The sequence below is a fragment of the Streptomyces capillispiralis genome (assembly GCF_007829875.1).
Lineage (GTDB): Bacteria > Actinomycetota > Actinomycetes > Streptomycetales > Streptomycetaceae > Streptomyces > Streptomyces capillispiralis.
In genome coordinates this window covers 5,633,118-5,653,591 of sequence record NZ_VIWV01000001.1, presented here as the reverse complement: position 1 = coordinate 5,653,591, position 20,474 = coordinate 5,633,118, and the positions used below count along the sequence as shown (strand labels likewise).

The window sequence follows — 20,474 nt, the reverse complement described above, 5'->3', positions numbered from 1 at the left end:
ACCGTCAGCCGGTCCTCACCGACGATCGAGTCCTCGGTGAACTCCGCGCCGAAGACGTTGGTGGCCACGAAGAGGAGTTGGCGTATCCCGTCCTCATCGGTGCCGGAGGCGAGGGTCGCGGACGTGGCGACGGGGGTGATCGAGCCGAGTGGCATGCCGGGCCGGTTGGCATCGACGGCGATGGCGAGGCGGCGCAGCAGCATGGCGACGTCAGTACCCTGCGCGCCGTCGTAGGTGTGGAACTCGTCGACGACCACGTAGCGGATGTCGCTGGCGTCCCACAGCGGTGCGTCGGCGGCACGCTGCAGAAGCAGGTCGAGCATCTTGTAGTTGGTGATCAGGATGTCCGGCGGGGACAGTTGCATGTCCTGGCGACGGGTGTAGACCCGGTCGTAGTGCATCGCCGCCTTCTCCCCGATGTACAGGCCAGCGCGGACACCGCTCAACTCGTCGTAATCGGTCAGCAGATCGTTGATACGAGCCGCCTGGTCGGTGGCCAGGGCGTTCATCGGGTACAGGAAGACCGCCTTGACCCCGTTGTTCCCGGCCGCGCGCTCGCGGGCGCAGTGATCGAGCACGGGGTACAGGAACGACTCGGTCTTGCCGGAACCTGTGCCTGTCGTGACGAGCGTGGGCTGAGGTGTGTGGCCGTCCTTGGAGGTGAGCCGGGCGAAGGCGCGGGCCTGGTGGGCGTACGGTGTCCAGCCGTCGGTACGTACCCAGTCCAGGTACTGCTGCCAGCCGTCGTCGGCCGGGGTGAAGGGGGTACGCAGGCGGAGGTACGGGCCGCGGAACATACCCGTTGTCTCGTCCCCGAGGAAGGCGTTCAGCGCCTTACGGGCACCCTCGTCTGCGAGACCGTACGTCGTGGACAGGTACTGGAGGAGGCTCTCCTTGAGTCCCTGTGCTTCGAGGGTCGGCCTCACGGGGTCGGGACCTCCATCTTCTCCGGGTCCCACAGACCCTTGGCTACGGCTTCGTCGAGGCGCTTCTTGAAGTAGGCATGGGCTTCACGCATTTCGCGCTCGCGGTTCGCCTTATAGAAGGGGGCTGTGTAGCCGTCGGGGACGGGGGTGTCGGTATTTGGGTCCTTGTCGTAGGCCTCGCAATATTGCTCGAACTGGGTCCAGTGGTCCTTGGTCTGGTCGAAGCCGTAGGTATACCGGTCCCCAGCGATCTTCCGCTCGTTGGCATCGAACCAGGTCACCGGGTCGAAGTCCTGCGTAATCGGATAACGGGCCCGGTACATGACGATGAGTGTGTCCGCGTCGATCCCGAGCCAGACAGCGACGAGCGCGTCGATCTCGACGAGGGCGGCACGGCGGGCGTACTCAGTACGGAGGGGGGTGTCCCGCTGCCAGGTGGGGGTCACCTTGTGCAGCTCGGTCTTGAGGTTGGGCCAGTTGATCGCCCAGGGCTCGTAGCCGAGCCACTTGGGGTCGTAGAGCTCTTCCCAGAGGTCGGCGTAGGCAGTTGTCAGAAGATTGAGGCGGAGGGTGCGGAGGAGAAGGGCGGAGGCGAGGGGGTGTTCGCTCTGTGGTGCCGGAAGCCGCTTGGCCTGAGCAACGTCGAGGTGTCCGACTCCAGCGGTCCGAAGCAGGTAGTCGATAGGCAGCGCGGCCAGGAAGCCGGCGGTGAGAGCAGTGAGACTCCTTGTCGCCAGACGCGCGGAACGCACTGCGTGAACGTGCGTTGTCCCAGGCGGGAGCAGCGCTCCATAAAGCGCGCGCTCTGTGTCTGCCGCAACCCTCTCGCGCCACGCAACCCGAAAGTCTTCGCTGTACGGATAACTCGCTTTGGCAAGCAGGAACTTCTCAACCTGCTCATCCTCGACTTCCTCCGGCTGCACCTTGCGTCGCTCCGCAATCCGAAGCCGGGCCTGCGCCCTCTCTTCCTCGGACGCGAGCAGCGCCTCGTACCTCTCCCAGTCGGGCCACTTGTCCTGCTCACCCAGGAACACATCGTGGGGAGCCACGCACCGGTACTCCGACTCAGGAACCGCATCGTCCGTGAGTGCCCTCGGGTCAAGGCCGCGTACCTCGCCTCCGCCCTGACTAGGCTGCTTGAACATTGGGTTGGCCACGCCGATCTGCGGCCCCTTGAAGATGACGTCGTTCCACGCCTTCGCGTGGTAGTCCTCCTGGCCGTCAATGCCGGTGTTGTAGTCGATGAGTCGCTGATCTTTGTTCGGGCCGAACTTTGCCTTCTTGGCAGCGCTTTCGTCGTACCCACGGGTGATATCCGGGGACAGAGCACCGAGACGCAAGGGATATGTACCAAGTGCGTCGATCGCCGGGTCCTCCGCCGTACTCACCGGCGTGACCAGACGCGTGTGCTCCAAGGGCCCTTCATCACCCGCCAGCCGACGCCACCGCTTGAGGGTGTCCGGCGTCACACGGACGACCCGCTTCGGGTGCGGACGTTCGTCCCAGTCACCGTCGTACTTGACGCCGGGGTCAGTGCCCGTGTTCTCAGCGGAGGCGGACAAACGAAGTGAGTCGACAGTGAAGAGCCACGACAACGAGTCGAAGGAGATATCGCCTTCGGCCCCGTAGATGTGCACACCGAAGTGGCTCGACCGCCCCACCGGCGGCGGGAAGAACCGGTTGCCCGCATTGACGAAGTCACCGTGCACCCGCAACCGCCGGTACGCCGCTGCGCGCAGGGCGGCCTCCTTGTCCCCCGCAAAGTGAGTGTCCGGGTGCACCATCCCGGCGGCCCCACCGGTCCCCGCGTGATCCCACACCTCACACATGAACGCCCGATACAGATCCGGCTGGCTTCCCGAAATCAGCGGGTACACGGGCGCCGATGAGAGGTAGCTCGCCATGGTCACCGTGTTAGTCACCTCGCCGAGCAGGTACTCCTGCACCTCTTCGCGTGCGAGTTCGACATCCCGCCGCCGGTTCTTGTCCTCCGCCTTCGGCTTCTCCGTGAGCATGAACCAAGGCTCGTACTCCGCGAGGACCGGATCCTCTTTCCACTCCGGCCGCACCCACGGCGGGTTACCCACCTGAAGGTCGAAGCCCCCCGCCTCACTGGTGAAGACACCAGCAAAGTCCAACTCCCAGTGAAGAAAACCCTGCTCCTCCGCAATATCACGGACGACCCGCATCCACGGATACCGTGTCTCAACCGCCTTACGGGCATCGTCCATACCCATCTCGGCCTGGATCAGGTCTTCGAGCTTCTTCAGCTCCTCCAAAGAGTCGACCGTCGTGGCAAAGGTGTCCTCCGGCACCGATCCCGTACCGAGCATGGACTCCAGGAAGGCGATCCAGTCGTCCAGGTCCGCCAGCGGAATGACGTCGCGGCGGCGTGCCGGTCCACTGGGCTTCTTGGGAGCGGAGGAGCCGCGCTTCTTCTTGGTCTCCTTCTTCTTCCCGGCCTCGTCGTCGCTCTCAGCCTCACCCAGGGAAATCTGGTCGCCGTCCATGGTGAACAGCAGACCCGGCTCAAGGAACTGGGGCGCAGGCGTCGGCTCGGGCGCGCGGTCCTCGACCTGCACCGCCAGCCCGGCCATCGACGACAACAACGCATCCAGGTCGGCCCCGGCTTCCGCCGTCACCACCGGGGCCGTCGCATACTCCGCGTCGGCCCCGTCCAGCAGCCCCACCTTCTCCAGCGGCCAGAACCACAGCGCGCACCACGCGTCCATGACCTGCTTGAGCCGCCAGTACGGGGAGCCCTCCGCCGCGAAGAGGTCCTTGAAGACCTGCTCCTTGGTCAGCGGCAGGCTCTGGTCCGGGTTCTGCTTGTCGCGACGAAGGAAGGCATATTCCTCCGCGTCCTCCTCGCGATCCGTCCCCCACACATCGATGGTGCGGGCGATCTCTCGCTCGCTGAGCTCCATGCGCTTGGCGACCAGCTTCCACAGGAACTCGACGCGAAGGGCCGAAGCCTGCAACCGGGCGAGCTGGCTGCCCTTGCCGCCCGTCGTCTTACTGATCGTTTCAGAATGACTGCCGCCGAGAGCAGCAATCCTGTTGGCACTTGTACAGCTGAGTTGGCACCTTGGCCCATGGTCTTGTGCATACGGCTTGGTCCGGACCGGTCGGAACGTAGGAGTGGGTGAATGGGCGTGGATGCGGAGCGGGAGTGCTGGGAGCTGCGGTCGGGAGCCGGTGTGGGTCCGTTGCGGTTCGGGATGTCTCCAGCCGAGGTCGCCCAGGCACTTTTGGTCCCTGGACCGCAGGAGAGGGTTGGCGGTCGGTATGCACAGGAGGACTTCCCGGATGGGGTGAAAGCGTTCTACGACGCGGGCAAGCTCGCCTGTGTTGCACTGGATGCGGTCACCGGTCCGCAGGTCTTCCTGTCTGGCTTCCCACTGGCGGGAAGCGATCCAGAGCAGGGCCAGCAGTTCCTGCTGGACCACGCTGCTGAGCATGGGAACTGTCTGCTCTACACGCCTGATGACTCGCTTTCCCTGACCGATCTCGGGGTTCTTCTGCGCTCGCAGCAGGTCGGGGCAGCACGCCTGACCCGTCCGCTCTTCGTGAAGGAGGAGTGGCTGGAGTCGCAGTACTTCCGAGACCACCTTCCGCTGGAGGGCGCCTCAGGCTGAGCGCTCGACCTGGCGAACTGACGCCAGACCCTCCGTGCAAGTCGCGAGGAGATGCCGCGGGTCTTGTACTCGACGATCTCGGTCGGCAAGGTGTCCGGGTGCGTGCTGATCTTGTTCCGGACGACCTGTGGAATCGGGTGGCCCCGTTGCTGCCACCCCCTCCCGAACGACGCCACCGGCATCCCGGGCGGTTGCGTGTTCCTGACCGGACAGCACTCGCCGGCGTCCTGTTCGTGCTGCGGACCGGCGTCGCCTGGCGAGACGTCCCGGCGGAGACTGTCGGCTGTTCCGGCGTGACGGCCTGGCGCCGGCTGCGGGACTGGACCGAGGCAGGGGTCTGGCCACGCCTGCACGCCGCCCTGCTGACTGAGCTTCGCCGCGCCGACCTGCTGGACCTGGACGACTGCTCCGCGGACGGATCACACGTCCGCGCCCTCAAAGGGGGGACCACGTCGGCCCCTCACCCGTCGACCGCGCCCGCCCCGGCTCCAAACACCACCTGATTGTCGACCGCCACGGAACCCCACTCGCCGTGAAGCTCACTGGTGGCAACCGACACGACGTCACCCAGCTCCTGCCCCTGCTCGACGCCGTCCCGCCGATCCGGGGACTGCGGGGACGCCCGCGCCACAAACCTCGACGCCTGTACGCGGACCGGGGCTACGACTTCGACAAGTACCGCCGCCTGCTGTGGAAACGTGGCATCAGGCCCCTGATCGCCCGACGGGGTGTCGCTCATGGCTCCGGACTGGGCAAGGTGCGCTGGGTCGTCGAGCGCGCCTTCGCCTGGCTGCACCAGTTCAAACGGCTCCGCACCCGCTACGAACGGCGCGCCGATCTACATCAGGGCCTGCTCGAACTGGCCTGCAGCCTCATATGCCTCCGCCGCCTTCGGACCTCATTCTGAAACGAGCAGTTAGGCTTCGCCTTGATGCTGTTCTTCCACGCCTTGAGCTGCTCCACCTGTGTCCCGGCGAGCTGCTCCACCAACTTCTTCGCTTCCCCGCTGGCCCCCGCGACCGCACCCCACCCAGGCGACGGCAGAAGGAACTGATGCACAGCCCCATCCGGCAGCAGCTGCTCCGAGCCCTCCCCAGCCGCTCGGAACGGCAGTTTGGTCGGCGTATGCGCGCCGATCGTCCGCTCCTTCTTGATGCGCTCGGCCCCGTACACCCAACGCCGCGCGCCGATAAGCGAGTTACCGCGCCGCAGATGCAAGCCGAACCATGGCGCACGCATGCCGGGGTGCATGGTGTTGAGCCACAGCGACACCTCCGCCAGCTCCACACCCGTCGCATTGAGATCGATGCCGTACGCATTGTGAAGAGCGATGTACGCCTTCACCTTCTGCTCAGCATCCAGCATCTTCGAAGTGTCCAGGCTGATGCCCAGCTCGTCCTGACGGCGCTTCAGATATTCCTTGGCGACCTGGTTGATCGCCTCGTTGAGGAACGCCCCGGACCCCAGGGCCGGTTCGCAGATCGTGTAGCGCAGTAGTTCGCTCGCGCGGGTCTGGACCGTATTGCCGTCGGCGTCCTTCTCCTGGTCAAGGCGGTGCTTGAGTGCCAGCTCGACGGTGACCTTCGTAAGAGACTCAGGGGTGTAGTACGAGGCGGACGTCTCGCGGTCACGGCCGGCCAGTCGGTAGACGAAGGTGCCCTTGTCGTACTTCTTGGGGCCCCGCAGACCGTACTGTTCGGCGTCCTGGGCGGAGTACACAACGTGCGTGTTCTCCCTGTACTTGGTCAGCTGGTCGGCGGGGATGAGCCAGGACCCCTTCTCGGGGTCGCCGTACTGCTTGCCGCCCTTCTTCGCGCCGGGCTTGGCGACCTCGGCCAGCTCCTCCTCGGCGATGATGCCGGTGTAGGACATCAGGCCCTCGTAGACGGCGCCGAGCTGGTTGATGCCGAGGTTGCGGTAGGAGATGAAGCCGCCCTGTCTGCCCTTCTGGCCGGCCTCCTTCATGGTCAGCAGACGCAGCACCTGGTGCAACGCCTCGTTGCGCAGGCGGAGGTCCAGCCATCGCGGCGGCTCGTCCCCGTCCTCGTCCCATCGGGGGTGGAGGATGCTGCGGCCGATGAGAGTGATCGCCTTCGGATCGAACAGCTCGCTGCGGAGAGGCTCGAAGCGCAGGCCGCGCTGCTCGCTGCGCTCCTCGGCGGGCTTGTCGTCGTCTGCTTCGGTGCCGTGCGGGCGGTGGCCGTAGTTGACCTTGTTGAAGAGGACGTCGAGGGAGGCGTAGAGGTGGAAACCTCTGCGGCTGTCTTCCTCAACCAGCTTTCGCTCGCGCGCCACCAATTCGCGCAGGCGGGCGATCGAGTACCCGGTCTGGTACGTCGAGTCGTCGGCGGGCAAGATGCCCAGCTCGGGACGCGCTTCGGCGTAGAGGAGGAAGAGGATGCGGTAGAGGTAACGCAGCGATTCGCGGGTGAGCTGCTTGGCGAACGGGCCCTTCTTGAGGTCCTCGATCTCCCGCGGCTCGACCTCTGCCTCGCGTAGGCGGGCGAGCACCTCGTTCGCGATGATCTCGACCGAGTGCTGGAGCCCCTTGCGCAACTCAGAGTTGACACCGACGGCGTTGTCTCGGGATGCCTTGAGGAGGTCGTCGAGGCGTCGGCCCTTGCCATCAAGGCGGGGCGCGAGCATGTCATGGGAGAAGAGGGCGGCGAGGAGGGAGAGTTCGCCGGCCTTCGCCGTGTCGTTGCGGGCAAGGGCTGTGTCGAGATTGGCGGCGAGATAGCGGCCTTCGGCCCAGGAGCTGCGGTCGGCGAGGACGAGCACGCCGCCGCAGAGCAGCAGGACGAAGCGGGGCGCGTCGCCGCCCGGCTCGTGCAGTTCGCTCTGGAAGAGCCAGCCCGCCAGCTTCTCGCCGACTTCGAGGAGGCCGTCGGCGGTCTTGAGAGGGTGGAGGAGCTGTCCGGCCTCGTCGGGGTCGAGGGCGTCGTCGAGCTTGGCCGTCCAGCCGCAGTCGACGGCGAGGATGCCGTCTCCGTGCCAGGCGACCTGGAGTTCGTACTCCTTACCCGCGTTGTGCACGGTGATCGGCTCGGGCCGGTCGCCGCCGTAACCGAGGGCCTTGAGGACGGCGGTGTGCCAGGTCGTGAGGCGCTCAGCCCACTCGCCCGTGGGGTCGTCGTAGGTGCTGCCGGGTTCTTCCCGCTGGGCGCGGGAGGCCAGGAAGGGACGCACGGTGGCCAGGTACTCACCGCGGAGCCGAGGGAGGAGTTCACGCGAAGTGGGCTGCGGGTCGTGAGGGTCGGTCTCGCGGCTGGTCCACAGGGCGAACAGGCCCTCGTCGCCCGCCTTGCTCTTCTTGAGGGTGTTCTCGAGCTCCTCGCTGAAGTAATGGGCGGAGAGGTATTCGCCGCGGTTGGCGAAGGAGTCATAGGTGTAGCTCATCGCGCGGACTCCTCGGCGTGTGCGGCGGAGACGGTGGTGGGGTGGAGGGGTTCGAGGACGGCGAGGACCCGCAGCATCGGGTCGCCGTCAGTACGCAGACGGTGTACAAGGTCGCGGCGGCGCTTGGCAGTGTCGGACACCTGCTTGCGGCGGCGCTCCTGGTTGCCGACGACGATCAGGGCGCCCTGCTCCCAGACCTGCACCCGGTCCTCGTACGGGGCCAGGTAGGAGTCGACCTGCTTGTCGTAGTCGGCGCGGCGCTCGCGCAGGTGGGTCTCGGCCGCGTCGACGGCCGCGGGGACGAGTTCCTGGAGGAGGTCGCGGTCGACGGGCTGGGCGCGGCCGGGCATGTCAGGACCCACGCCGCAGGCGGCGAGGAACGCCGAGTCCATGCGCCACACGCGAGGAGCGGCCTCGGCGAGGCCGGTGACGGCCATCCACTCCACGACTGTCGGCTTACCCGCCGCGTTGGAGTACACGCCCTGGAGGAGATAGACCGGGCCGGTCAAGGCCGCGGGCAGAGCGGCGTCGATCCGTTCGGCCTTGGCGGCGTCCGGCTGGTAAGCGAGGACGAACGCCTCGTCGTACTTGAGCTTTGCAAGGACCTTGTCCGTCACCCAGTCGAGCACGGGGTGGATGTCGGAGACGTAGGACACATTGGGCCACTGCGACGTGGGCTCGTCGGTCTTGCCCTGCTTGGCGTTGCGGGCGGCCTCCAGCCGGTCGGCGGCGTACTGCTTGTCGAAGGTGATACGCAGTGTGCCGTCGTACTTGGGCGTCGTGAGGATCTTCTCCTGCTCCAGATACGACTTCGGCAGCTCCCGGAAGCGGTACTGCAGGTCGTCGGGCGGAGTGAACTCGATGCGACCGCCCGCCGTCTCGGGCTTCCAGTCGAGGGCCTCGCGCTCGGCCTGCGGGTAGATGAGGTCCACGGCGGCGTGGAAGTACGCCTTGGTGTCGGCGAACACATGGGGTACGTCGGCCTCGGGCACCGCGGCCGTGCCGAGGGTCGCCGGAGTGGCCGTCGGGTCGGCGAGCCGGGCGTTGGCGCCGGCGAGGAGCCCCGCGAGGACGCCGCCGGACTCCTGCTGCGACTGCTGGATAGAGCGTTCGACGGTGCCGCCCTTGATGAGGTCGCGGGTTAGGCGGTCCTCTTCTTTCTTGTCGTTGTAGAGACCGGTGACGGCCTCGGCGCTGCCCTCGCCGGTCTCGATCTCGTGCGCCTGCTCCTCGCGGCGCAGCAGACGGGCGCCGACGAGCCGGTCGTCGAGCGTGAGCATCTCGCCGCTCTCCTCGTCGCGCCGCCAGGGCACGTCGGCGGTGAGGATGAGCGCACGGAACTCGGGGCTGACCGCCTGCCCGTAACGGTCGATACGTCCGTTCCGCTGCTCGATGCGGATGAGGGACCAGGGCAGATCGTAGTGGATGAGGTCGTGGCACTGGTGGTGCAGGTTGACGCCCTCGGAGGCGATGTCACCGGTGAACAGCAGCCGCACCGGCTCCTCGCGCCGGCCGAAACGGTCGACGATCTCCCGCTGTTGCTGCTCGTTGGTGGTGTCGCCGTGCATGACCTCGACGACGCCGCCGTACGCCTTCCAGGGACGCATCTTGTCAGGCTTGGCCTGGTTCTTCTTGAAACCGAGGCGGGCCGGGACCTCCTGGGCCAACCAGTCCAGGGTGTCGACACGCTCGGAGAAGATCACGACGCGCCTCTCGGCTCCGGGGCCGACCTCAAGCTTCTTGAGGGTGCGTACGAGTGCGTCAAGCTTGGCGGAGTCCTGGTCGGTGAAGTCCGCGACCAGCGCCTCCAGCTCCGCCAGGGCCTTGCTCTCGGCGGCGAGAGCGGCGCGGCGCTCGGGGGTGTCCGGCGCGGTCTTGGCCTTGCCCTTCGCCGTGACGCTCTTCGGGTTGTCCAGGTAGGCACGGCGCTTGGCCAGGGATTCCCGCAGGGCAACGTGCGAGGAGAGGAACGCCTTCAGGAAGTTGTAGCCGACCAGGGGATCGGCGCAGACCGACGAACGGTTCGGGTCGCCCGGCGTCCATTCGTTCGCGAGCTTCTCCAGGACGGCGACCTCCTTCCGTGTCGCCGGAGCCGCCACCGGCAGGGAGTCGCCACGTTCGGCCCAAGGCTTATCCTTGAGGCCGTCGCGCACCTCATGGTCGGTCTTGGTGCGCCTGATGTAGAGGTGGTCGAGGTCGGCAACCTTGTAGTTCTTGGGGTCGGCGATCGCCGCCGGGTCGAGCATCCGGATCAGCTCGGCGAAGGATTCGGCGTCGCCGTTGTGGGGAGTGGCGGAGGCCAGGATCAGTGCGTCGGTCTGCTCGGCGAGGCGGCGTGCGAGGCGGTTGTTGCGGGTGCCCTTGTTCACGAGGTTGTGCGACTCGTCGATGACCACCGCGTCCCAGGTGATGTTCTCCAGGTGGTGGGCGTAAGTAGCCGACTTGAGGGTGTCGACGGAGACGATGACGCGCTTGAAGTGGGCGAACGGGTTCCGGCCCGCCGGAATCTCCTGCTGGATGCGCTGGATGCCGATGGAGTCCAGGCGCACCAGCGGCAGGGCGAAGCGGGTCCAAAGCTCACGCTGGAACTGCTCCAGCACATGGGCGGGCGTGACCACCAGGATGCGCTCGCCGCGCCCGCGCCGGATCAGCTCCGAGAGCGTGATGCCGATCTCCAGAGTCTTGCCCAGTCCGACCACGTCGGCGATCAGCAGCCGGGGCTGCGGGTTGCGCATGGACAGCGCCAGCTCGGCGGGGCGCAGCTGGTGCTCCTGCCGATCCATGAGGAAGGAGTCGGCCAGCGCTATGCCGTGCTCGGTCTGCGGCAGCGCGGTCTTGCGGATGACCGCCTCCAGGTAGAGGCGGGCCTTGGCGTGCCTGGAGGTCTCGTCGGGCATGAGCCGGGTCTTGCGCGGATCGAGTACGTCGATCTGGTCAAGGCCGGAGTAGAAGACCGCGTCCGTGCCCCGGACGAACGAGGACACCCCGCTGACCTCAACCATCAGTCCGTCGCGGGACTCGGCGACGGACTTCACGAGCCACTGCTCGTGGCGGATGCGCACCTGGGCGCCGGGAGCGAAGGTCGGCTTCGCACCGGCCGGGTACGCCGACCGCGCCGCATCGGCGTCGCGCGCCTCAGGAACCTCGGGCTGCATCGCCGTGGTCACGTGGTGCTCCTCTGTGGACTGTGTGCTCGATCGAGATGTGCGGTGTGCCCGTGCCCCCTTTGTATCCCCGGACCGGCCCCGTCCGGCGAAACGGAGGAAGAGCGGAGCGCTTCAGCGCTTCGACCAGGCGAGCGCCGGCCCCATCGCGTAGCGCTTGCGCAGTTCGTCTGCGACCCTCCGGGAAGCGGGGGGACGGCCCCTTCGCGGGGTGTGTTCAGCCGCGTCGCCGCTCCCGGGCTCGGGCTTCCCCACGGGTGGGGGCGAGTTCTCCACGCCATTCTCTACATCGCTCTCGGCCGGGGTGTCGGATGTGTCCGGACCGGATTCAACGTCGGAAGGCGGGGCCGGGGCGTTCGGCACCGGCGCCGCCGATTCTTCGCGTAGCAGCCTCTCCAGTGAGTCGAGCCGGTCCAGCATGGGCGAGTCAGGCTGGGGCAGCAACATAGTGGGGTGGTCCTTCGGCGTCGTCTCCTGGATCAGAGCGCGCCGTGCCCGGGCCGGGCTCGTACCCAGCAGACGCATCAGATCGGCACACTGCCGGGTCACCTCCTCCAGGGAGGGGCGGTCCTCCGACTTGTGCGCCAGCATGGCCGACACGACGGGGGTCAGAGCATCGGGCAGCCCGGACAGATCGGGGCCGATCTCGGCGTTGACCACCTGCGCGGCGACCGCCTCCCACCGGGCGCCGTCGTACGGGTAGTGCCCGGTCGCCGCGTACAGAAGCACCGTGCCCAGCCCGTACACGTCAGCGGCCCGCGTCACCTCCAGCTCGCCCAGTGCCTGCTCGGGCGGCATGCAGCGCACCGTGCCGATAACCATGCCGGCCTGCGTGAGCGACCCCTTGGACGCCCCAACGAAGGCACCGAGACCGAAGTCGATGATCACCGGGCCGAAGTCCCCGAGGATGACGTTCTGCGCCTTCAGGTCGCGGTGCACCAGACCCGCGGCATGCACAGCGGCAAGCCCCTCGGCCAAGAGCGCGCCGAGGCTCGCCACGAGCGGCGTGGACAGCAGACCTTGGTCCTTCACGACATCGGAGAGTGGGCGGCCGGGAACGTAGTCCATGGCCAGCCAGGGCTGCTCGGCGAACGGGTCCGCCTCGATGAAACGGGCCACGCGCCCCGTTCCCGAGATCGTACGCGCGATCGTCGCCTCGCGTTCGAACCGGGCACGTGTGTGCGGATCCGTACGGTCGGGCCGGATCACCTTCACGGCGACCGGTTCACCCGCGACCGAGTAGGCGAGGTACACCTCCCCCATCCCGCCCGCGCCGAGCCGCCGCTCGACGAGGTACGGACCGATACGCGATGGCAGAGACGCGCCGCTCACCGCACACCCCCCTGACTGTTGCAGCAAAAACACACCCTCGCTCGGCGCACGCCCCCGATCCGCCGCAAGAGAAGCAAAGCACGAGGGGCACGGACACCTACGAATGACCGCTACAGCCTACTGATCGGCATCGCATAGGAGGAAGTGATCACATCGGGCTGGGACCAGCTCCCAGGATCTAGTCAGAAAGCTGGTCACGGCTGCAGAAAATGTCACCCCGCTCCGTCCATGTTGCGTCGCAGCGCCAACAGACGGCGGGTGCCTGTCCTGAGAACAGGTCCGGCGGACGAAGCAGCTCAAAACCCGCCCGGAATAGTCACGTGCCCGATTTCCATTGCTTCTCCTGTAGAGATCGCGCAGAGGGGGACGCCGGTGACCGACCTGAAGCTGTTCCGGCTGGATGCCGACGGCCGGGACGTCGAGCTGCGCGGCTCCACGGTGACGCTGGAGGTGGAGCTGCAGCGGCGGGTCGAGGCAGGCATGGAGGCCATGCTCGGCATCCGCTTCCTGGCGTCGGAGTACCCGACGGGACCGTGGCACCGGGGCAGGATCGACTCGCTCGGCTTGGACGAGAACGGCACACCTGCGCTGATCGAGTTCAAGAAGGGCTCTGACAGCGGGGTACTGTCGCAGGCCGTCTCCTATCTGTCCTGGCTGGACTCGGCGCACCACGAGTTCGAGGCGTTGGTCCGAAAGGTGTTGGGCGCGGAGGCCGCCGAGTCCATCGACTGGCGTCGACCGCGGATGGTCTGCATCGCGGCCAGCTTCTCCCACCACGATCGCGTGGCCGTGCAGCGACTGCCCGAGCGGATCGATCTGGTGCGCTACCGCGTCTTCGAGGGCGGCCTGATGAGCCTGCTGCTCGTCGACTCCTCGGCCGGCTCCCCCGCCGCCGCTGCGTCTCGGCGGAACCGGGAGCGGGACGTGGCGGTCAGCAGCGCGCCGACGGCACCGGTGACTCCTCCGTCAGCGGGTGCCGGGCTCGTCCCGGAGTGCTTGCGGGACTTGTACGCGGAGCTGGACGACGCACTCACGGCGTGGGGCGAGGTCGAGGTCGCGACACTGCGGCACTACATCGCTTACCGGCGGCTGATGAACGTGGCATCGGTGATCTTCCGTCCGAAGCACGAGGCGATCCTGGTCTATCTCAGACTCGACCCGGACACGGTCGCGTTGGAGGAGGGCTTCACCCGGGATATGCGCGGCATCGGGCACCTCGGGACCGGGGACCTGGAGGTGCGCCTCGCCTCGGTGGCCGACCTGGAGAAGGCTGGGCCGCTGATCCAGCGGGCGTTCGAGGCGGCCTGACGCAAGAGGAAGGGCGGCTGATGCGTCGGTTTCTCGATGCACCAGCCGCCCTCATCCGTCTGCGGTCCGTCGGCCCCGGTCCGTTCGCTCTCACGCTCATGCCTCCGGTCCGGCCAGGACGAAGTCGTCCTGGGTCAGCTCCGCTCGGAGCCTCGCCTCGGCGACGTCGGCGTAATGCGAGGAGAGCTCGACCCCCACGAACTGCCGGCCCTCGCGCAAGGCGGCGACGCCAGTGGAGCCGCTGCCAGTGAAGGGATCCAGGACGGTGCCGCCTTCGGGGCAGATCTGCACGAGCTGCTGCATGATCTCGACCGGCTTCTGGGTGATGTGGACACGGTCCTTGCGGGGCTGGGAGGCAATGAAGTGGCCGGGCAGGTAGAGGTCCCGGTCCTTGTCGAGGCTGCCCTTGACGCCCCAGATGATGAACTCGGCCGACTGCTTGAACCCGCCCTTGCGGGGCCGGCTGGCGGGCTTGATCCAGGGGATCGTGCCGCTCCAGGTCCAGCCCGCCATCTGCAGGGCATCGCTGGTGGTCGGCTCTTGGCGCCAGTCGGAGAAGACCATGGCGACGGAGTGCTCGGTCGCGGCCCGGTACGCCTCGGTGAGCAGCGCGGTCAGCCAGCTTCGATAGCTCCGCTGGTCGCGGTTCTCGCCGGGGAAGTTCTGCAGGTCGTGCGCCGATCCGGCCGTGACGTACTTGGCGCGGGCGGTGCGGCCGGTGCGGTCCGAGCTGGTGCGTCCGCCGGAGTTGTACGGGGGGTCGGTGATGACGGCGTTGACGCTCTCGTCCGGGAGGTTCTTCAGCACGGTGAGGGCGTCGCCTCGGTGCAGCGTGTAGCTCATGTGCGGGGCCTCTTTCAGGGCACGACGGGACTGGGCCAGCTCCGGAGTGCGGTCAACAGCAGGCGGTCGGAGCGGGGTTGCGCCGGAGGTTAGCCGCGATTTCCGGCCGCACCTAACGAGCCTGTGCCGTGGTTCGGGCCAGGTTCGGCAGTCGTTTGGTGCGGCCGGAATCCCGGTCTACTGTCTCGCCACGTCACCGAGGCGGAGTTCGGCTCCACCCCTGCTGACCTGTGCTGATCCGTGTTTCCGCGTCCAAAAACGCGGAGCGGAAGGCACGTTGACTCCCTGTTCTCGAAGCCGTGAGGAGACCCGGTGCATCGCCTGAGATTACGAGCGCGGCTGGCTGCCGCGCATGACCTGAACCCGGTGTCCGGGAGCTACCAACTCCCCTGGCCCGGGTCCGCCCTGAGAGGCGGATTCACATCGGCGCGGTGCCGGCGGCTTTGCACGAGAAGTCGGCACCGCGCCTCCTACGAACTGCGAGGAGCCGCTGCGATGCAGCACGCCCTGATACGCCCACACCCTGACCCAGCTCCGCTTCCCGGCCGGGTTGTCGGCCCCGGCGAACGGCGGCGGCGATGAAGAAGACCACCGGAGCGGTCGTCAGTCTCTTCGCCTCCGGTCCGCTCCTGCTGGCCGTTCCGGTCCTCTCCGTCGGGGCCGGGACTGCTACGGCCTCCTGTTCGACCGGCGGTCCACAGGCTGTGGATACCTCGGCCGTCGCCGCTCAGGTGAAGGCAATCCTGGACGGCGGCGGCAAGGACACGGTCTCCGTGCCGGGCCTGGACGACCCGGCCGAGCAGATTCCCAACGCCAAGACCATCCAGGCCACCGGCGTCGCGATGAACATCCCGGCCCGGGGCCAGATCGTGGCTCTGGCGACAGCCCTGCAGGAGAGCGGCCTGCGGAACCTGACCTACGGTGACCGCGACTCGCTGGGCTTGTTCCAGCAGCGGCCGTCGCAGGGGTGGGGCACCGCGAACGAGATCCTCGACCCGGTGCATGCCTCGACGAAGTTCTACGAGGCGTTGGAAAAGGTCTCGGGCTGGCAGTCCCTGTCCGTCACCCAGGCTGCCCAGGCGGTGCAGAGGTCCGGCTTCCCCGAGGCTTACGCGAAGTGGGAGCCCCTTGCCACCGCCTTGCAGCAGGCGATCGAGCCGCTGTTGTCGAAGGCCGGCGGCACGTCGCCGAGCCCTTCGCCGTCCGGCTCGGACAGCACGGCCAGTGCTGCGTCGAGTACCGCGGGCGGCTGTACGGCCGACGGGGACGGCACCGACTTCGGAACCATCCCGCCCGGCGCGGTGCCGACCGGGTACAAGATCCCGGCAGACGCTCCGCCCAAGGTTCAGACGGCGATCCGCTGGGCGCTCGGCCAGCTCGGCACCCCGTACCAGTGGGGCGGGAGCTGCACCGACTCCCACGGGAGCGACCCCATGGGCCGCTGCGACTGCTCCTCGTTGATGCAGCAGGCGTACAGGGCCGCCGGGGTCACCCTCACGCGGACGACGTACACGCAGGTCAAGGAGGGCAAGCCGGTATCGGTGGACGCTCTCCGGCCCGGTGACCTCGTCTTCACCGAAGGGACTGCCAAAGTCCCGGAACACGTCGGGATGGTCGTCGGCCAAGGCCTGATCGTGCACGCCCCGCGCACCGGGGACGTGGTCCGCCTCGCGACCCTCGCGTCGTGGAAGCCGCAGATTCTCGCGGCCCGCCGAGTCGTCTGACCGGCGCTTCTCTCCCTCCCTCTCCTGCACTGGCGCTTCGCCCCCTCGGGCTTTGGCGTGCACTAAATCGAACTGGAGTTCACAACTATGTACCTCGTCGACAAGGTCGTCCAGCTCGCCTACGACCCCGGGATCAAGCCGAACGAGGGCGGGCTGCCGGGTCTGTCGGTCCTCAAGCAGGTGATGGGCTCGATCAACCTCTTCGGAATCATCGCCGTGGTCGGGGCGCTCGCCGTCAGTGCGGGCGTGTGGGCCTGGGGCCACCACTCCGGCGGCCACCAGGCCGAGGCCAACGGCAAGAAGGGCGTGCTGGTCAGTGCCGGCGCGGCCCTCCTGCTGGGTGCCGCGAACGGTGTGGTGGCGTTCTTCAGCGCGCTGGGGAGCCAGGTCCGTTGATGTCTTCCCGCTCCACGAACCCCGGCGGCGCTTCTCGCGTGCGCCGCCGGGCGCTGCTCGGCACTGCTGTCCTGGTGGTGCTCGTCGCCCTCGCCGGCCTGGCCGCCTACCTCACCCGCGACGGCAGGGCCTCCTCCAAAACTCCCGCACCGCAGGTGAGTTCGGCTTCCCCCTCCTCCCCGACTGCTTCTGCTTCCGCTTCGTCACGACCGCACAGCAGCCGCGGCGACCTGCCGGTTCCCCCGTCCACGCACGACCCGATCGCCTTCGGCAAGGCGGCAGCCGCGGCGCTGTGGTCCTACGACACCCGCGCCTACTCCCAGCGCGAGCTGCTGGCTGCCCTGCGCGGGTGGCTGACCAGCGAGAGGAAGTACGCCGACACCGCCTCGGTCGACGCGCTCGTCCCCTCGCGCGTGCTGTGGAAGCAGATGGCCGCCAACGGCCAGTTCGCCACCGCCAAGGTGAACGAGGCGCACTTCCCCGACTCGTTCACCCAGGCCCTCCAAGCGGACCCCGGGGCGATCACCACCGCGTACGTCTACGCCGTGACGGTTTCCGGCAAACAGTCGATCGCCTGGAAAGGCTCGCCGCACGGCGGCGCGGAGAACCGCGTCACGACCCTCGCGGTCCAGTGCCGTCCCTCCCAGCCCTGCGCCCTGGCCGGTGTCCTGTCGGCCGTCGCGCCCTGACCCCCACCCGAGAAAGGAGGTATCGCCATGGGAGTCTGCGACTTTCCGCTGATGGACAAGGTCTGCGGCGCCGTCGACTTCGCCACCAATCCCGCCGGGACCGTCACCGATGGCATCGGGGCGTGGATTGCGAAGTCAGCGGGTGAGCTGGCCGCCAGCGCGGCCGATCTCGCCGCCAGGGCCGTCAACGAAACCACCGCCATCGATCTCAACGCCGGTTGGTTCCGGGACAACTACGAGCTGCTGTTGCCCATCGGTCTCGCCTTGGCCGTCGGCACTTTCTGCATCCAGTTGATGCTCGCGGCCTGGCGACGGGACGAACGCGCACTCGCCCAAGCCGCGATTGGCACGATGACCGGCGTCCTCTTCTCCTTCTGCGCCGTAGCGTTCACCTCCGTCGCCATCACGGTGGTCGATGCCCTGTCCGACGGTCTCTTCCAAGCGGCCAACAGCTCAGTGGACGACGCGATCCGCCGCGTCATCAAGGTCAACCAGTTGGGGCCGATGTACGCCCTCGGCTGGACCATCCCAGCCCTGGTCGCCTTCGGCTGCGCGATCGGCGCGTTCATGTACTGGGGCGTGATGGTCGCCCGCAAGGTCGGCGTCCTGATCATGGTCGCCCTCGCCGTCTTCGCCGGAGCCGGTGGTGGCTGGGAGGTCGCCAAGCGCTGGCGGCGGGGGTGGATCGAGGCGACCGCCACCCTGGTTGTGTCAAAACTGCTGATGACCGTGGTCTTCCTGATCGGCGTCTCGGCCATGGGCAAGTCCGACGCCACGGACGGCATGGCTGCCCTCTCCGACGCGATGGCCGGCATCGTCGTGATGGTCCTGGTCCTGCTCTGCCCCTACGCGACCTACAAGTTCGTCCACTGGGCGAGTGACGGCGGCGGACACGACGACCTGCACCGTACCGGCGTCGCCGGCATGGCGGTCGCCGCAGGCGCGGCGAAGACCGCGGGCAGCCTCGCGATGCAGGTCAGCACCGGCACTCCCGCTCCGCAGGGGCCGAGCAAGGTCCCTGGCGCGAGCAGCGACGGTGTCGCCTCCGGCATCAACCCCACCGGCGGAAACCTGAGCAAGGAGGGCATCGACGCCGGACCTCCGAAGCCGCAGACCCGCTTCCGGTACGGCGAGGACCCGAACGCCTCCGGTGACAAGGGCCGCGCCCTGATCCAGCGCCCCGGCATCCCCGCGCTGATCACACGGCCTGCCGACAGCGAAGCAGGAGGCTCCGAGGGTGCTCCCTCCGCTCCTCAGCCCGCTGGCGCGTCGATTCCGGGCAGCAGCTTGACCCGCGTAGGTGCCGTTCCGCCCGCTGGTCCCGCCGCACCACCGCCGCCCTCCACCGGTCCGTCAGCGACCGGCTCCTCGACTCCGACGAACTGGGTCTACCCCGACCAGCCGCCGTCCGGGTCCTGACCCACCACCACCCGGGGGCGGGCTGCTTCCCTCCAGCCCGCCCCCTTCCCCCGGCCACCCGAGACGGAGCCCTGCCATGACCTCCAGAAGAGCACCGCGCCTTCTGCCCCTTCCCGCCCGCTCCCCCGTCTGGAACCGCCATGTCTGACAACCCCCAGGCCGAAGCCACCACGGCCACCGTGAAGTTCCCGCACCGCAGCAGGCGCGGCATCCTGCTCGGCCTCACCGCCCCACAGCTGATCGTCGTGAGCCTCACCGGCCTGCTCCTGCTCGCAGTGATCCTCGCCCGTGGCGTGGTCGGCGCTCTCGAACTCATCCCGCTGTGGGCCGCCATCGCCCTGCTCGTCTTCGTTCGCCACCGAGGCCGAGCACTGGCCGACTGGGCTCCGATCGTCACCCGGTACGTGCTCCGCCGGATGCGGGGCCAGTTGATCTGGCTCGTCCGGCCCTCCAGCCGCCCGGTGCGCGAAGGACTCCTCCACCTGCCTGGTACCGCCGCCAGCCTGCGCGTGGTCACCGCACCCGACCGCCGGTACGGCGCGGTCCACAACCCCCACACCGGCACGCTGACCGCCGTCGTCAAGGTGTCCTCCCGCGCCTACGCGCTGCTCGACCCGGGCACCCAGAACGCCAACGTCAACGGCTGGGGGCGTGCCCTCGCCGCACTGGCCCGCACCGGTCAGGTCGCCCGGATCCAGGTGATCGAGCGCACCGTGCCGGACTCCGGCGACGCCCTTCGCCGGTACTGGGAGGAGCACGGCCAGCCCGACGCCCCGGTGGCCGGCGCGATCTACAGCGAGCTGATCCAGAGCGCGGGCCCGGCCGCGGCTCCGCACGAGGCGTACGTCGCGGTCTCGCTGGACGCCAAGGCCGCGCGACGCCTGATCAACCAGGCCGGAGGCGGTCTGACCGGGTCCTTCAGCGTCCTGGCGCAGTTGACCTCGACCTTCGACCAAGCCGCGCGCACCGCCGGGCTCAATCCCACCGGCTGGCTCACCGCCCACGAGATCGCGGCCGTCGTGCGAACGGCGTACGACCCCAAGGCCCTTGGCGCACTGGACCGTTGGTCCTCCTCCGGGCGTCCCGAGGCCGACGCAGCCGCAGCCGGCCCGGTCGTGGTCGTCGAGAAGTCGGACCACATCACAACCGACTCCGCCGTCCACTGCACGTACTGGGTGGAGAACTGGCCCCGCACCGAGACGTCGGCGGGCTTCCTGCACCAGCTGCTGTTCACCGCCGGGGTGCGGCGGACCCTGTCGCTGTCGTACGAGCCGAAGGGGCTGGATGCCGCCCTGCGTGATGTCCAGCGCAAGAAGGCCAGTGTGATCGCGGACGCCGCCGAGCGGGCGCGGCGTGGCCAGGTCGACTCCGAAGCGGACTCGATCGAGTACCAGGACATCAAGTCCCGTGAGCGGCAGCTCATCGCGGGCCACGCGGATGTTGCCCTGACCGGCCTGCTGACGGTCTCGGCCGACTCCGAGGAGGAGCTTCGTTCCGCCTGCGCGGTCGTGGAGACCGCGGCGGTCGGCGCGCAGCTCGACCTCCGGCCGCTCACCTGGCAGCAGGCCGAGGCGTTCACCGCCGCCGCCATGCCGCTCGCCCTCGCCGTCTGATGCCGGCCCTCCCCCCTTCCGAA

At 68.1% G+C, this 20,474-nt stretch carries 13 protein-coding genes and 1 pseudogene; 8 read left to right on the top strand and 6 right to left on the bottom strand.

The genetic code is table 11. The features are described 5' to 3' along the window. Positions 1-116: 116 nt before the first annotated feature. Both FHX78_RS38210 and FHX78_RS24660 read right to left on the bottom strand, forming a co-directional pair. Positions 117-797: pseudogene (locus tag FHX78_RS38210) on the bottom strand (DEAD/DEAH box helicase); the annotation flags it as partial. Positions 798-922: 125 nt separating this feature from the next. After that, complete coding sequence (locus FHX78_RS24660) at positions 923-3,853, bottom strand: hypothetical protein (RefSeq protein ID WP_208766191.1); 2,931 nt, start codon at positions 3,851-3,853, stop codon at positions 923-925. Between the two features lie 387 nt (positions 3,854-4,240). Between FHX78_RS24660 and FHX78_RS24655 the strand changes: the two genes are divergently transcribed. Further along, a complete protein-coding gene (locus FHX78_RS24655; RefSeq protein ID WP_229924249.1) occupies positions 4,241-4,564 on the top strand; it encodes a hypothetical protein in 324 nt (107 codons plus the stop codon). A gap of 98 nt (positions 4,565-4,662) precedes the next feature. Next, positions 4,663-5,471 (top strand): IS5 family transposase gene (locus FHX78_RS24650; RefSeq protein WP_145869040.1). Its coding sequence is split into 2 segments (ribosomal slippage): positions 4,663-5,002 and positions 5,002-5,471, totalling 810 coding nucleotides; the frame shifts between segments, so codons are not numbered across the junction. Here the strand turns inward: FHX78_RS24650 and FHX78_RS24645 are convergent. The 3 genes from FHX78_RS24645 to FHX78_RS24635 all read right to left on the bottom strand — a co-directional run bounded on the left by FHX78_RS24645 (position 5,408) and on the right by FHX78_RS24635 (position 12,459). Beyond that, entirely contained in the window at positions 5,408-7,963 is a 2,556-nt protein-coding gene (locus FHX78_RS24645) for a hypothetical protein (protein ID WP_208766190.1), read from the bottom strand. The two genes, FHX78_RS24650 and FHX78_RS24645, sit on opposite strands and share 64 nt — an antisense overlap. Continuing rightward, positions 7,960-11,130 carry a DEAD/DEAH box helicase gene (locus FHX78_RS24640; protein ID WP_145869585.1) on the bottom strand — a complete coding sequence of 1,057 codons (3,171 nt, stop codon included), beginning with the start codon at positions 11,128-11,130 and terminating at the stop codon, positions 7,960-7,962. Before FHX78_RS24640 ends, FHX78_RS24645 begins: the two co-directional genes overlap by 4 nt. A gap of 111 nt (positions 11,131-11,241) precedes the next feature. Next, positions 11,242-12,459, bottom strand: a complete 1,218-nt coding sequence (locus FHX78_RS24635) for a serine/threonine-protein kinase (RefSeq protein WP_145869584.1) — start codon at positions 12,457-12,459, stop codon at positions 11,242-11,244. 372 nt (positions 12,460-12,831) lie between these two features. Between FHX78_RS24635 and FHX78_RS24630 the strand changes: the two genes are divergently transcribed. After that, positions 12,832-13,767 (top strand): DUF5655 domain-containing protein, encoded by a 936-nt coding sequence (locus FHX78_RS24630; RefSeq protein WP_145869583.1) that lies wholly within the window; start codon positions 12,832-12,834, stop codon positions 13,765-13,767. A gap of 96 nt (positions 13,768-13,863) precedes the next feature. Here FHX78_RS24630 and FHX78_RS24625 read toward each other — a convergent pair whose 3' ends face one another. Next, positions 13,864-14,610, bottom strand: a complete 747-nt coding sequence (locus FHX78_RS24625) for a DNA-methyltransferase (protein ID WP_145869582.1) — start codon at positions 14,608-14,610, stop codon at positions 13,864-13,866. Positions 14,611-15,188: 578 nt separating this feature from the next. On the opposite strand from FHX78_RS24625, the gene FHX78_RS24620 reads away from it, so the two are divergent. The 5 genes from FHX78_RS24620 (at position 15,189) to FHX78_RS24600 (ending at position 20,451) form a co-directional block, all read left to right on the top strand. Further along, complete coding sequence (locus FHX78_RS24620; protein ID WP_145869581.1) at positions 15,189-16,334, top strand: C40 family peptidase; 1,146 nt, start codon at positions 15,189-15,191, stop codon at positions 16,332-16,334. A gap of 87 nt (positions 16,335-16,421) precedes the next feature. Beyond that, entirely contained in the window at positions 16,422-16,730 is a 309-nt protein-coding gene (locus tag FHX78_RS24615; RefSeq protein ID WP_145869580.1) for a DUF6112 family protein, read from the top strand. After that, positions 16,730-17,419, top strand: a complete 690-nt coding sequence (locus FHX78_RS24610) for a hypothetical protein (RefSeq protein ID WP_167531846.1) — start codon at positions 16,730-16,732, stop codon at positions 17,417-17,419. Before FHX78_RS24615 ends, FHX78_RS24610 begins: the two co-directional genes overlap by 1 nt. Before the next feature lie 27 nt (positions 17,420-17,446). Then, a complete protein-coding gene (locus FHX78_RS24605; protein WP_145869579.1) occupies positions 17,447-18,838 on the top strand; it encodes an SCO6881 family protein in 1,392 nt (463 codons plus the stop codon). Positions 18,839-18,978: 140 nt separating this feature from the next. Continuing rightward, positions 18,979-20,451 (top strand): SCO6880 family protein, encoded by a 1,473-nt coding sequence (locus tag FHX78_RS24600; RefSeq protein WP_145869578.1) that lies wholly within the window; start codon positions 18,979-18,981, stop codon positions 20,449-20,451. Positions 20,452-20,474 lie beyond the last annotated feature (23 nt).

Coding starts and splice junctions, on each gene's coding strand:
- FHX78_RS24600 (WP_145869578.1), top strand. CDS start 18,979: ATGTCTGACAACCCCCAGGCCGAAGCCACCACGGCCACCGTGAAGTTC.
- FHX78_RS24615 (WP_145869580.1), top strand. CDS start 16,422: ATGTACCTCGTCGACAAGGTCGTCCAGCTCGCCTACGACCCCGGGATC.
- FHX78_RS24660 (WP_208766191.1), bottom strand. CDS start 3,853: ATGGAGCTCAGCGAGCGAGAGATCGCCCGCACCATCGATGTGTGGGGG.
- FHX78_RS24620 (WP_145869581.1), top strand. CDS start 15,189: ATGAAGAAGACCACCGGAGCGGTCGTCAGTCTCTTCGCCTCCGGTCCG.
- FHX78_RS24610 (WP_167531846.1), top strand. CDS start 16,730: ATGTCTTCCCGCTCCACGAACCCCGGCGGCGCTTCTCGCGTGCGCCGC.
- FHX78_RS24605 (WP_145869579.1), top strand. CDS start 17,447: ATGGGAGTCTGCGACTTTCCGCTGATGGACAAGGTCTGCGGCGCCGTC.
- FHX78_RS24625 (WP_145869582.1), bottom strand. CDS start 14,610: ATGAGCTACACGCTGCACCGAGGCGACGCCCTCACCGTGCTGAAGAAC.
- FHX78_RS24645 (WP_208766190.1), bottom strand. CDS start 7,963: ATGAGCTACACCTATGACTCCTTCGCCAACCGCGGCGAATACCTCTCC.